Source organism: Actinoplanes sp. NPDC024001, assembly GCF_040638955.1.
In the GTDB taxonomy this organism is placed as follows: Bacteria; Actinomycetota; Actinomycetes; order Mycobacteriales; family Micromonosporaceae; genus Actinoplanes.
Genome location: NZ_JBEZZB010000129.1, coordinates 19425 through 31428, shown reverse-complemented (window position 1 = coordinate 31428; position 12004 = coordinate 19425). Strand labels below are relative to the sequence as shown.

The 12004-nt window shown below is 70.6% G+C and carries 12 protein-coding genes; 5 read left to right on the top strand and 7 right to left on the bottom strand.

Going from position 1 to position 12004, the window contains the following annotated elements; translation table 11 throughout:
- Positions 1-93: 93 nt before the first annotated feature.
- A complete protein-coding gene (locus AB0F81_RS36895; protein ID WP_360205149.1) occupies positions 94-1662 on the bottom strand; it encodes an NAD(P)/FAD-dependent oxidoreductase in 1569 nt (522 codons plus the stop codon).
- A gap of 11 nt (positions 1663-1673) precedes the next feature.
- Complete coding sequence (locus tag AB0F81_RS36890) at positions 1674-2489, bottom strand: YhjD/YihY/BrkB family envelope integrity protein (protein ID WP_360205146.1); 816 nt, start codon at positions 2487-2489, stop codon at positions 1674-1676.
- 40 nt (positions 2490-2529) lie between these two features.
- Between AB0F81_RS36890 and AB0F81_RS36885 the strand changes: the two genes are divergently transcribed.
- The 4 genes from AB0F81_RS36885 to ispG all read left to right on the top strand — a co-directional run bounded on the left by AB0F81_RS36885 (position 2530) and on the right by ispG (position 6753).
- Positions 2530-3000: a hypothetical protein gene (locus AB0F81_RS36885; protein ID WP_360205143.1), complete on the top strand. Its 471-nt coding sequence runs from the start codon at positions 2530-2532 to the stop codon at positions 2998-3000.
- 23 nt (positions 3001-3023) lie between these two features.
- On the top strand, positions 3024-4232 hold the full coding sequence (gene dxr / locus AB0F81_RS36880) for a 1-deoxy-D-xylulose-5-phosphate reductoisomerase (RefSeq protein WP_360205141.1): 1209 nt from the start codon (positions 3024-3026) through the stop codon (positions 4230-4232).
- Positions 4232-5491 carry a site-2 protease family protein gene (locus AB0F81_RS36875; RefSeq protein ID WP_360205139.1) on the top strand — a complete coding sequence of 420 codons (1260 nt, stop codon included), beginning with the start codon at positions 4232-4234 and terminating at the stop codon, positions 5489-5491. Before dxr ends, AB0F81_RS36875 begins: the two co-directional genes overlap by 1 nt.
- 86 nt (positions 5492-5577) lie before the next feature.
- A complete protein-coding gene (ispG, locus tag AB0F81_RS36870; protein ID WP_360205137.1) occupies positions 5578-6753 on the top strand; it encodes a flavodoxin-dependent (E)-4-hydroxy-3-methylbut-2-enyl-diphosphate synthase in 1176 nt (391 codons plus the stop codon).
- 66 nt (positions 6754-6819) lie between these two features.
- Here ispG and AB0F81_RS36865 read toward each other — a convergent pair whose 3' ends face one another.
- Positions 6820-7659 carry a GNAT family N-acetyltransferase gene (locus tag AB0F81_RS36865; RefSeq protein WP_360205134.1) on the bottom strand — a complete coding sequence of 280 codons (840 nt, stop codon included), beginning with the start codon at positions 7657-7659 and terminating at the stop codon, positions 6820-6822.
- Positions 7660-7782: 123 nt separating this feature from the next.
- Here AB0F81_RS36865 and AB0F81_RS36860 point away from each other — a divergent pair, with 123 nt between their 5' ends.
- The gene (locus tag AB0F81_RS36860) at positions 7783-8394 is read left to right on the top strand and encodes a PadR family transcriptional regulator (RefSeq protein WP_360205131.1); all 612 of its coding nucleotides are present in this window, start codon (positions 7783-7785) and stop codon (positions 8392-8394) included.
- Between the two features lie 77 nt (positions 8395-8471).
- Here AB0F81_RS36860 and AB0F81_RS36855 read toward each other — a convergent pair whose 3' ends face one another.
- The 4 genes from AB0F81_RS36855 to AB0F81_RS36840 all read right to left on the bottom strand — a co-directional run bounded on the left by AB0F81_RS36855 (position 8472) and on the right by AB0F81_RS36840 (position 12004).
- Positions 8472-8954: a GNAT family N-acetyltransferase gene (locus tag AB0F81_RS36855; protein ID WP_360205129.1), complete on the bottom strand. Its 483-nt coding sequence runs from the start codon at positions 8952-8954 to the stop codon at positions 8472-8474.
- 29 nt (positions 8955-8983) lie between these two features.
- Positions 8984-9970 (bottom strand): LLM class F420-dependent oxidoreductase, encoded by a 987-nt coding sequence (locus AB0F81_RS36850; RefSeq protein ID WP_360205126.1) that lies wholly within the window; start codon positions 9968-9970, stop codon positions 8984-8986.
- Between the two features lie 76 nt (positions 9971-10046).
- Complete coding sequence (locus AB0F81_RS36845) at positions 10047-11114, bottom strand: ABC transporter permease (RefSeq protein ID WP_360205123.1); 1068 nt, start codon at positions 11112-11114, stop codon at positions 10047-10049.
- Entirely contained in the window at positions 11111-12004 is an 894-nt protein-coding gene (locus AB0F81_RS36840; RefSeq protein WP_360205120.1) for an ATP-binding cassette domain-containing protein, read from the bottom strand. Before AB0F81_RS36840 ends, AB0F81_RS36845 begins: the two co-directional genes overlap by 4 nt.

The following is a 12004-nucleotide window of genomic DNA, read 5'->3' as shown; positions in this document are numbered from 1 at the left end:
GCCCGGGTCCCCCAGCGCCCCGGGTCGGGTGTTGTGGCTGTTCCACTAGCTTTTTGGGCCTGGCCCGGCCCCGCCCCGGTAAAATCCTCTGATCTAGAGGCTCAGATCGCGCAGGATGCGCCGCGCCACGTTGTGGCCGGCGGCGCCGATGACACTGCCGGCCGGGTGAGCGCCGGCCGACCCGGCGTAGAGGCCGTCGAGACCGGTGAAGTACGGCATCCGCTGGTCGAACGCGACCGTGTTGTCGACGTGGTGGATGTGCCCACCGGTGATCCCGAAGTGCTTCTCGATGCCCGGCGGGGTGAGCGGCATCATGTCGGCGACCAGGTCGGACGTGCCGGGCGCGTAACGGTCGCAGATCGCCAGCAGCCGCTCCACATAGCCGGGCAGCTCGGCGTCCCACGACGAGCCGGCGATGTCGAACGGCACCGACTGCACGAACAGCGCCGACGAGTGGTGCCCGTCCTCGTCGCGCAGCGACGGGTCGACGGTGGTGTGCAGGTACCACTCGATGGTCGGCTCGGCCGGCAGCCGGCCCGCCTGCACATCGGCCCACATCTCGCGCAGCGCCGCCATCGGCGAGCCGGCGTCGGGCAGCAGGTGGATGGTCGACCCGAACGGCGACGGCGCCCCCGCCGGCAGGCAGGAGAACCGCGGCAGGTCACGCAGCGCCAGGTTGACCTTGAGCGTGGTGCCGGTCCGCTTGACCGCGGCCATCCGCTCGGTCAGCTCCACCGGCAGCGCGCCCTCCGGAACCAGGTCCATCAAGCGGTACGGGTCGCAGCTGCCGAGCACCACCCGGGCCGAGATCGACCGTCCGTCGGCGAGGACCACCCCACTGGCCGCGCCGGAGTCCACCGTCACCGCGCTCACTGCGGCGTCCGTGAAGATCCGCGCCCCGGCCGCGCGGGCCGCCTCGGCGAAGGTGCGCGAGACCGTGCCCATGCCACCCTCGGCGATCAGCCAGGTGCCGTCCGAGCCGGGCAGCCGGCACATGTTGTGCACCAGGAAGTTGTGCCCGGTTCCGGGGTCGTCGGGGCCGGCGTTCAGCCCGGACAGGCCGTCGGTCACCGCGTACATGCTGACCAGCAGCTCGCTCTTGAACCCGAACCGGCCCAGGTAGTCGGCGACCGACCCGCGTACGAGATCGAGGAAGGTGCTCTGGAGCTGCGGCCGGATGTGCCGGTCGGCGATCTCCTCCACCGAGGCCGGCTCTTCCAGCCAGGCCGGCGCGAGATCGGCGCGAAGCGCGCCGATCTCGCAGGCCAGCGTCTCGTCGGCGGCGACGTCGCGGGCCGAGAAGAACCTCTCCAGCTGCGCGCGGGTGGCCTCGCGGTCGCTGCCGAACAGCAGGTACGGCGAGCCGGCCGGCCCCGGCGTCGGCAGGAAGTAGTGCGGGTCCCGGCGCAGCACCGGGATGTCGACGTCGAGGGTCCGCAGCAGCTCCGGCGGCATCAGGCCGAGCAGGTAGGAGCCGGTGGACTGGCCCAGGCCGGGCACCTTGGGGAAGGGACGCTCGGTTCGGGTGGCTCCGCCCAGCACGCCTGCGGCCTCGACGACGACGACGTCGAGCCCGGCGCGGGCGAGCAGGATCGCGGAGACCAGACCGTTGTGGCCGGCTCCGATGATCACCACGTCGGCGCGGTCGGGAATGGGGGTCATGGTTCGCGAGGCTACCCCGGGGTGGTGGTGACCTGCTTCGGCGAATCGTCCGATAAATACGGCTTAACGGAGTGCGTGGCCGCGAACCCGGCCAGCAGCACCACGTGAAAGAGGTAGAGCCAGAGGCCGACCGCGACCATCGCGCCGATCTCGGTGAACCCGCCGAACGGCACACCCAGATCCAGCGGCAGCGAGCAGAACAGCACGAAGCCGTGCAGGAAACCGGAGAGGTTCGCCGCGGTGAACGAGCCGATCAGGATCGTGGCCAGCCAGGGCGGGCGGCCCGGCGCGACGTAGCGGAACACCCAGATCACCACCGGGGTCAGCACCAGCCAGGCGGCCAGGAAGGAGAGCACCACGCCGAGCACCGACCACCAGCCGCCGCGCAGCCAGAGACTGCTGGTCGTGGGAAGGGCCAGGAACAGGGCGAGCATCAGGGCCGGCGCGGCGGCCAGCAGCGGCAGCCAGAGCAGCCGGCCGCGCCAGCCGACCAGGGACTCGCCCGGCCGGCGCAGTGAGGCGAAGGCGCGGCGCATGCCCTCGCCGTACAGGGTGGCCGGGAGCAGGCTGGCCAGCGCGAGCATCGGGGTGAGGTTGAGGCCGGCGTCGATCAGGGCGGCAAGCGCGCGGGGGGCGCCGATCTCGTCCGGCAGCGCGGTGATGGTCCGGCCGGTCAGCTCGCGGACGCGCTCGGCGCCCACGGCCAGACCGGTGAGCCAGATCGCGAGCAGGGCGACCGGAACCACCGCGATGCCGCTGTAGAAGGTGATGGCGGCCGCGTGCAGCGCGACATCCCGTCCCTGCAGCGGAGCGAACAATTTTCGCACCCTGCCTGGATACCCCGCCGTGGCCTAAGATCTCACGCTCGTGGATCACTTCACGTTTTCGGCGCATCCGACCGAAAGTCAGATACGGACCGCGCTGGCGACGTTCCTGCGCGGCCAGTACCGTCTCGTCCGCGCCGCCGGGGTGCTGATCGTGCTGCTCAGCCTGGTGCCGTTGGTCCTCGAGGGCTCATTCTTCGGGCTGCTGCTGGGCCTGGCCTTCGTGTTCGTGGTGCCGCCGCTCAGCACCTGGATCATGATGCGGATGATCCGTCCGCAGGTGCTCCGGGAGACCCACTACGAGCTGGACGAGCACGGTGTCCGGATGACCAACGACCAGACCGACCAGCTCTTCCGCTGGTCCGGGGTGACGAAGGTGGACCAGGTCGACGGCATGCTGGTCGGCCGGCTCGGCCGCATGTGGATGCTGGTCATCCCGGTCGGCGTGCTGCCGCCCGAGACCGCGTCCGCGGTGACCTCACTCGTGCTCTCCCGGGTCCCGGCCCAGCGCTGAACCGGGTGCGCCCGTCCGGGAAGATGGACCCCATGCGTGACCTCGTCCTGCTCGGCTCCACCGGATCCATCGGCACCCAGGCCATCGACATCGTCCGGCGCAACCCCGGCCGGTTCCGGGTCGTGGCCCTCGGCGCGGGTGGCGGCAACGTCGAACTGCTCGCCGCCCAGGCGCTCGAACTGAACGTCGAGGTGGTCGGGGTCGCCCGCTCCTCGGTCGTGCAGGATCTGCAGCTCGCCTTCTACGCCGAGGCGCAGAAGCGGGGCTACGCCACCGGAGACTTCAAGATCCCGAAGATCGTGGCCGGCCCGGAGGCGATGACCGAGCTGGCCGCGCACCCCTGTGACGTGGTGCTCAACGGCGTGGTCGGCAGCCTCGGGCTGGCGCCCACCCTGGCCGCGCTGGAGAACGGCCGGATCCTCGCCCTGGCGAACAAGGAGTCCCTGGTCGCCGGCGGCCCGCTGGTCCGGCGGATCGCCAAGGAGGGGCAGATCGTCCCGGTCGACTCGGAGCACTCGGCGCTGGCCCAGTGCCTGCGCGGCGGCACCGCGGCCGAGGTACGCCGGCTGATCCTCACCGCGAGCGGGGGAGCGTTCCGGGACCGCCGCCGTGAGGAGTTGGCGAACGTCACACCGGAGGAGGCGCTCAAGCATCCGACCTGGGACATGGGCCCCGTCGTTACGATCAACTCGGCCACCATGGTGAACAAGGCGCTCGAGGTGATCGAGGCGCACGAGCTGTTCGGGGTGGCGTACGACGACATCGAGGTGATGGTGCACCCGCAGTCGGTGCTGCACTCCCTGGTCGAGTTCACCGACGGCTCGACGCTCGCCCAGGCCAGCCCGCCCGACATGCGGCTGCCGATCGCCCTGGCCCTGGCCTGGCCGGAGCGGGTGCCGCAGGCCGCCGCCGCGGTCGACTGGACCCTCGCGCACAACTGGGAGCTGCGCCCGCTGGACGCCGAGGCGTTCCCCGCGGTCGAGCTGGCCAAGGAGGCGGGCCGCACCGGGCGCTGCCGGCCGGCCATCTTCAACGCGGCCAACGAGGAGTGTGTGGCCGCGTTCGTCTCCGGTCGGCTACCTTTCTTGGGCATTGTTGACACGCTGGAGCGCGTGCTCGCGGCGGCCCCGGATTTCGCGGAGCCGGGTACCGTCGAAGACGTGCTTGCCGCGGAGGCATGGGCGCGCGCCCAGGCACAGCAGACAATCGCGACTCTGGCTGAAGGAGCCTGATGCTGTTCTGGCTTGGTGCGGCGGCCTTCGCGCTGACCATCCTGATCTCGGTGAGCCTGCACGAGCTGGGTCACATGATCACCGGCAAGCGCTTCGGCATGAAGGTGACCAAGTACTACGTCGGCTTCGGGCCGACGATCTTCTCCTTCAAGCGCGGTGAGACGGAATACGGGCTCAAGGCGATCCCGCTCGGCGGTTTCTGCAAGATCGTCGGAATGACGCCGCAGGACGACGACGTGGCGCCGGAGGACCAGCACCGGGCCATGTGGCGCTTCCCGGTGTGGAAGCGGACCGTCGTGCTGGCCGCCGGGTCGATCACCCACTTCATGCTGGCGCTGGTCGGCGCCTGGGTGATGGCGATGACCATCGGCCTGCCGAACACGGACATCCCGCAGACCGTCGAGGCGCAGCGTTCCGAGCCCGCCATGATCTATGTCGGCGACTGCATCCGCACCTCGCTGACCGACACCAGTCCCGAGTGCGTCCCGGGCACGGGCAGCGCCAAGGAGGCGCCGGCCAAGGCCGCGGGCCTGCAGACCGGTGACCTGATCACCAAGGTCGGCGCCACACCGGTGACCAACTACGGGCAGCTGACCGATGCGATCCGTGCCCAGCCTGCCGGCCCCACCCCGTTCGAGTACCAGCGGGACGGCGTGCTCGCGACCACCACGGTCGACCTGATCACCGCCGAACGAACCCCGCTGAACGACCCGGAGGGGCCGGTCTCGCAGGTCGCCGTCGCCGGAGTGAGCTGGACCACCGACCAGCCCGCGGTGATCACCTACAACGCGCTCGGCGCGATCCCGGCATCGGGCGACTTCAACTGGTACCTGGTGGAGAACTCGCTCAAGGCGATGGCGCGGATCCCGGAGAAGATCCCCGCGCTGTGGAACTCGATCACCGGTGAGGAACGCGACCCGGACACCCCGATCAGCGTGGTCGGTGCCAGCCGGATCGGCGGCGAGGCCATCGAGAAGGGCGTGCCCGAGGTCTTCTGGCAGGTCTTCATCTCGCTCAACGTCTTCATCGGCCTGTTCAACCTGCTGCCGCTGCTGCCGGTCGACGGCGGGCACATCGCGATCGCCTGGTTCGAGGCGATCCGGTCGCGCCTCTACAAGCTCTTCCGGCGACCCGATCCCGGCCGGGTGGACTACTACAAGCTGATGCCTGTGACCTACGCAGTCATCCTGATCGGTGGCGCTTTCACCCTGTTGACGGTGACCGCCGACATCATCAACCCCATTACCCTTTTCAAGTGAGTGAAGTGAAAGTTATTCACGACGGTGGAGACCATGGGCTTTAACTCGTTCACCTGCAACTCAAGGAAGGTCGTGAATAACTTCCGATGACGACTCCGATCAGCCTCGGCATGCCGGCCGTCCCCCCGCCGCCCCTGGCCCCGCGCCGGCAGAGCCGCCAGATCAACGTCGGGGGCGTGCTGGTCGGTGGCGGGGCGCCGGTCAGCGTGCAGTCGATGACGACCACCCTCACCGCCGACGTCAACTCCACCCTGCAGCAGATCGCCGAGCTCACCGCCGCCGGCTGCCAGATCGTCCGGGTCGCCGTCCCCTCGCAGGACGACGTCGAGGCGCTGCCCGCGATCGCCAAGAAGTCGCAGCTCCCGGTGATCGCCGACATCCACTTCCAGCCGAAGTACGTGTTCGCCGCGATCGACGCCGGCTGCGCCGCGGTCCGGGTGAACCCCGGCAACATCCGCCAGTTCGACGACAAGGTCAAGGAGATCGCGAAGGCGGCCTCCGACACCGGCACCCCAATCCGGATCGGCGTCAACGCGGGCTCGCTGGACAAGCGGCTGCTGGAGAAATACGGCAAGGCCACCGCCGAGGCGCTGGTCGAGTCGGCGCTCTGGGAGTGCTCGCTCTTCGAGGAGCACGGCTTCCGCGACATCAAGATCTCGGTGAAGCACAACGACCCGGTCGTCATGATCCGGGCGTACCGTCTGCTCGCCCAGCAGTGCGACTACCCGCTGCACCTCGGCGTGACCGAGGCCGGCCCGGCGTTCCAGGGCACGATCAAGAGCGCGGTGGCGTTCGGTGCCCTGCTCGCCGAGGGCATCGGCGACACGATCCGGGTCTCGCTCTCGGCCCCGCCGGTCGAGGAGATCAAGGTCGGCAACCAGATCCTCGAGTCGCTGGGCCTGCGCGAGCGTGGCCTGGAGATCGTCTCGTGCCCGTCGTGCGGGCGCGCCCAGGTCGACGTCTATACGCTCGCCGAGCAGGTCACGGCCGCTCTGGAGGGCTTCCCGGTGCCGCTGCGGGTGGCCGTGATGGGCTGCGTCGTGAACGGTCCCGGCGAGGCGCGCGAGGCGGACCTCGGGGTTGCGTCCGGCAACGGCAAGGGCCAGATCTTCGTCAAGGGCAAGGTCATCAAGACGGTGCCCGAGTCGATCATCGTGGAGACGCTGGTCGAGGAGGCGCTGCGGCTGGCCGACGAGATGGGCGCCGATCTGCCCGACGAGCTGCGCGAGCTGCTGCCCGGCCCGACGGTCACCGTGCACTGACGTCCCACCGCAGCTCCGTGTGGATCTCGCGGCCGCCGCGCGGCGCGAGATCCACCCGGAGCCGGGTCAGAACAGAATGGTCGCGAACGAGCCGGCCGACACGAAGCCGCACCGCTGGTACACCCGGCGTGCGGCTTTGTTGTAGTCGTTGACGTAGAGGCTCACGGTCGGCGCCACCCGGCGCAGCGCGTCGGCCACCACCGCGGCCATGGCGGCGGTTGCCAGGCCCCGCCCCCGGTACTCCGGGTGGACCCAGACACCCTGCACCTGCGTGGTCCGGTGGGTGATGATCGCCAGCTCGGCCTTGAAGATCACCTGGTCGCCGGCGAACCGTGCGTAGGCCCGCTTGCCCTTCACCAGCTCGGCGATCCGCCGCCGATATCCGCGGCCCCCGTCGTCCAGCAGCGGCGAGACGCCGACCTCCTCGGTGTACATCGCCACCGCCGCCGGGAAGAGCTGATCGACCTCGCCGGAGCGGACCAGCCGCACCTGCGGGTCGGGGCGGACCAGCGGATCGCGGTCGGTGACCAGCAGGGGCTGGTTCGACCGCACGTCGCGGGCCGGCCCCCAGTGGCCGCCGAGCCGCTCCCAGAGGTCCAGGACGGCCTCGGAGCGGCCGATGATCGACGAGCAGATCCGCGGGTCCGCGCCGAGCAGATCGGCGAACGCGGCGGTCGCGGCCGGAGTGGCGCCGACCGGCACCAGATGCGCCCCGGACCAGATGATCGACTCGATGCGGCGGGCCGGCTCATAGCCGTAGATGCGTCCGTCGGAACGCCACCAGTTGAGCCCGTGCGAAGCCACCCGCTCCGCGATCTGAGCGCCCGCATAGGGGTCGGCGTCCAGGATCCGCTCGACCGCAGCGCGCTCGGGCTCCCCGAGCTGCCGAATGGGCACCGTCAACACAGGTACCAGATTGCCAGATCCGAGCCGTCCGACACGTACCGCAACCCTGCCTTCCCAGAAACCCTTGCCGACGACTGTTCGCCGATATATCGTCTAACTATCGCCAACAGAACGGAGAAGGTCATGAGGTACATGCACGACGGACAGCGTGGGCACGGACGCGGCGGTTGGATCGGCGAGGCGCGCCGGCGCGGCTTCGGCTTCCCGCCCGGATTCCCCTTCGGTCCCGGCGGTCCAGGCGGCCCCGGCTTCCCCCCGCCGGATTTCGGCCGCCACGGCCCCCGGCGCGGCGGCCGCGGCTCCCGGCAGAATGTGCGGCCCGCCATCCTGGCGCTCCTCCTGGAGCGCCCGATGCACGGTTACGAGATCATTCAGGAGCTCGACGCCCGCACCAACGGCATCTGGCGGCCCAGCCCCGGCTCGGTCTACCCGACGCTGCAGCTGCTCGAGGACGAAGGCCTCATCGAGGCCACCGCCGAGGGCAGCCGCAAGAGCTACCAGCTCACCGCCGACGGCCGCCCCGAGGCGGAGGCCGCCGCGCAGAACCCGCCGTGGGCGCAGTTCGGCGACGACGCGATGTCGCAGGTGCAGGACTTCCGCGACGCGGCGGTCGGCATCATGAGCGCCCTCAAGCAGGTCGGTTTCACCGGCACGGCCGAGCAGCGCCAGAAGGCGCTCGACGTGCTCAACGAGACCAAGCGCAAGCTTTACGCCATCCTCGCCGACGGCGAGTAGACCCCCATCACCAACGCACCCGAGGGCTCTCCCTCGGGTGCGTTTCCTTTTCTGTACGAGCGTGAGGAGGCCCGGGCTCACAGCGCCTTGTAGTAGTGGACCAGCGGCAGCGGCGTGAAACCCGCCTTCTCATAGGCCGCCCGCGCCGGGGCGTGGCCCGGGTCGCCGCCGGTGCCGATGCCGGCCAGTGTCAGGCCGGCCTTGCGCATGTGCTCCAGGGAGTGCTCGATCAGCGCGGCCGCGATGCCCCGCCGCTGGAACTCCGGGTCGACGGCGATCATCTCGATCTCGCCGGTCGAGGCGGCCTCGTCGAAGATCGATGTGGCGAAGCCCGCCGGGCGCCCGTCGGCCACCGCCACCCAGGTGTGCTCGGCGTGCTCGGTGCAGGTGCGCGTGACGTCGCGCGCCTGGGAGGCCAGCCAGTCCGGATAGGCGCGCAGGAAGATCTCGCGACCGAGCACCTTCTCGAAGGACTCGAAGACGGGCGCCCACGCGCGCAGCGAGAACTCGACGATGGCGTCGACGTCAGCGGGGCTGAAGGCTCTGATCTCGACCGGCATGTCCCCAGCGTGCCATCGGCGTCAACGGATTAACCGGTGCGGCCCAGCGCGGTGATCAGCGAAGACAGGGCTGCGGCGCCGCCGCGTTCCAGCTCGGGGGTGGGGATCAGCGCCATGACCGGGACGGTGATGCCGGCGTCCGCATAGGCCTGGACGCGGTCGCGGCACTGCTCGGGCGAGCCGTGCACGATCAGCTCGTCGACCAGCTCGTCCGGGATCGCGGCGAGGGCGCCCTTGCGGTCGCCCGACTCCCACGCCTGCCACATCGGGGTCAGCACGGCCTCGCGGCCGAGCCAGCGATGGAAGGCGGCGTACGCCGGAACCGTCAGGTACGACGTGATCATGCGGCGCCCCACGGTCCGGGCGTAGCCGGCGTCCTCGGTGGGGATGACGAAGATCCGGGCGGCCACCTCGAAGCCGGGCTCGGCCTCCTTGGTCTCGGCCAGGGCGGTGGCGACGTCCGTGGGGGAGAGCCAGTTGAGGATCACCCCGTCCGCCTCGGCGGCGGCGAGCCGCAGCATCTGGGGGCGCAGCGCCGCGAGCATGAGCTGCGGCGGGGTGGCCGGCGGCCGCTCCAACCGGAAGCGCTTGACCCGGAACGTGTCGAACTGCTTGTCGACCAGCTCACCGGCGAGGGCGGCGCGCAGGAAACGCAACATGTCGCGGCTGCGGGCGAACGGCCGGACGAAGTCGGCGGCGTTCCAGTCGCCGGACACGACCGGCGAGGAGGCGCCGATGCCGAACTGGAAGCGGCCGGGCGCGGTCTCGGCCAGCGCCGCCGCGGTCATCGCCAGCAGGCCCGGGCCCCGGGTGAAGACCGGGGCGATCGCGGTGCCGAGCCGCAGCCGGGGCTCCCACGCGGCGGCCAGGGCCAGCGGGGTGAAGGCGTCGGTGCCGGCCACCTCCGCCGACCAGACGTCGGTGAAACCCGCATCGGCCAGGGCCGAGTAGACGGCGGCGTGCTCGGCGAGCGAGACGCCACTGAGCGGCACGGTCATGCCCCAGCGCATCGACATGTCCTTGATCCTGCCCGTAGGTGCCAGGTGTGTCCACCGACTCGGTGGCATCCACCCGGCACCTGACACGGGCGTCTCAGCTCACCGTGGAGCGGGTCCGCCAGGCGGTCGCAAACGACGTACGCGTGTTGGTGCGCAACAGCGAACCCTCGTAGATGCGGGCGCCGACGGCGAGCAGGAGGGCCGCGGTGAGTGCCAGGACCACCAGCGCCGCGTACGGCTCCCAGCCGGCCGCGTCGCCCTGGAAGATCCGGATCGGCATCGCCATCGGGGAGGAGAACGGGAAGTAGGACAGGAACTGCAGGGCCGCGGCGTTGTCCCGGAGGAAGAGGACCGCGAAGAACGGGATCAGCACGATCATCTGCACGGTCCCGGAGGTGCTGCCGAGGTCTTCCTGACGGGCGGCGAGCGCGCCCGTGCCGGCCCAGATGGTGGCCAGCATGACGAAGCCGAGCACGAAGAACGGCAGGAACCAGCCGATGGCCGGCCGCAGGGCGTCGAGCAGGCCGGCGTCGAGGTCGGTCACCGTCACGCCCACCAGCGCGATCAGCGCCAGCAGTGCGGTCTGTGCGAAGGCGAGCAGGGTCATCGCGGCGACCTTGCCGCCGAGCAGGGCCCGGCTCGGGATGCTGGACACCAGGATCTCGACGATCCGGGTCTGCTTCTCCTCCACCACGCTCTGGGCGATCTGCAGTCCGAAGATCAAGGAGGTGATGTAGCAGAGCATCGCGATGGCCAGCGGCACGAAGATCGCCAGGGCCGGGTTGAACGGCGGCGCGTCGAGCAGCTGGACCGGCGGCGCGGTGCTCAGCGCGTCGACCACCTCGCCCGGCGCGTCCTCCAGGGCGATCACCGTGGGCCCGGCGACCACCGCGGCCTCCACGTCGCCGTCGCGCACCAGCTGCTCGGCGGCCGCGGTGTCGGCGACCTGCTGGACCTCCAGCCCGGCCTGCTCCAGGGCCGCCACCGAGGCGGTGTCGGTCACCGCGACCTTGGTCGGGCCGCTCTCCAGCATGGCCGGGATGGCGATCGACGCGATCAGGATGACCAGGAACGACACGGTGCTGAAGAGGAACGCCTTGTCCCGGAGCTTGGCCCGGAGCTCGCGGCCGGCGACCAGCCGGGCGGCTGCGAAGGTAGTCACTGGATGACCTCTCGGAAGATCTCGGCGAGGGTGGGGCGGACCGGGGTGAACGCGCGAACCGGGCCACGGTCCAGGGCGGTCCGCAAAACCTTCTGGTCGTCGGTTGCCGGGTCCAGGTCGATGACGGCGCGCGGGCCGTCCAGCTCGACCATGGTCACGCCGGGTTCGTCACGCAGCCAGCCGGCGTCACCGTCGACCTCGACCGAGTAACGCGGCAGTGCGTACTGCTCGCGCAGGTAGGCGCGGCTGCCGGCGGCCCGGATGGTGCCGTCGGCGATGATCACCAGGTCGTCGCAGAGGCGCTCGACGAGGTCCAGCTGGTGGCTGGAGAAGAGCACCGCGGCGCCGGCCGCGGCGCGTTCGCGCAGCACCGCCACGACGGTGTCGGCGGCCAGCGGGTCCAGGCCGGAGAACGGCTCGTCCAGGACCAGCAGCCGCGGGTCGTGGACCAGGGCGGCGGCGATCTGCACCCGCTGCTGGTTGCCGAGCGACAGCTTCTCGACCTGGTCACCGGCGCGTTCGCCCAGCTCCAGGCGCTCGAGCAGGGTCGTGGTGCTGCGGCGCGCGTCGGCGACGCTCATCCCGTGCAGCCGGCCCAGGTAGACGATCTGCTCGGCGACGGTCATCTTCGGGTAGAGCCCGCGCTCCTCCGGCATGTAGCCGAAACGCTGCCGGGCCTCCCGGGTGATCGGGGTGCCCTGCCAGGTCACCGAGCCGGAGTCGGCGGCGAGCACGCCCAGGATGATCCGCATCGTGGTGGTCTTGCCGGCGCCGTTCGCGCCGACGAAGCCGGTCAGGCGGCCGGCCTCCACCGCGAACGACACGTCCTTGAGGACCTGCCGGTCGCCGAAGGACCGGTTGACGGTATCGACGTTGAGGACGGTGGTCAT

What these genes read in the sequence shown, in the direction of transcription:
- AB0F81_RS36855 (WP_360205129.1), bottom strand. Translation starts at nt 8,954, where the DNA reads ATGCCGGTCGAGATCAGAGCCTTCAGCCCCGCTGACGTCGACGCCATC.
- AB0F81_RS36850 (WP_360205126.1), bottom strand. Translation starts at nt 9,970, where the DNA reads ATGTCGATGCGCTGGGGCATGACCGTGCCGCTCAGTGGCGTCTCGCTC.
- AB0F81_RS36875 (WP_360205139.1), top strand. Translation starts at nt 4,232, where the DNA reads ATGCTGTTCTGGCTTGGTGCGGCGGCCTTCGCGCTGACCATCCTGATC.
- ispG (WP_360205137.1), top strand. Translation starts at nt 5,578, where the DNA reads ATGACGACTCCGATCAGCCTCGGCATGCCGGCCGTCCCCCCGCCGCCC.
- AB0F81_RS36860 (WP_360205131.1), top strand. Translation starts at nt 7,783, where the DNA reads ATGAGGTACATGCACGACGGACAGCGTGGGCACGGACGCGGCGGTTGG.
- AB0F81_RS36840 (WP_360205120.1), bottom strand. Translation starts at nt 12,004, where the DNA reads ATGACCACCGTCCTCAACGTCGATACCGTCAACCGGTCCTTCGGCGAC.
- AB0F81_RS36895 (WP_360205149.1), bottom strand. Translation starts at nt 1,662, where the DNA reads ATGACCCCCATTCCCGACCGCGCCGACGTGGTGATCATCGGAGCCGGC.
- dxr (WP_360205141.1), top strand. Translation starts at nt 3,024, where the DNA reads ATGGACCCCATGCGTGACCTCGTCCTGCTCGGCTCCACCGGATCCATC.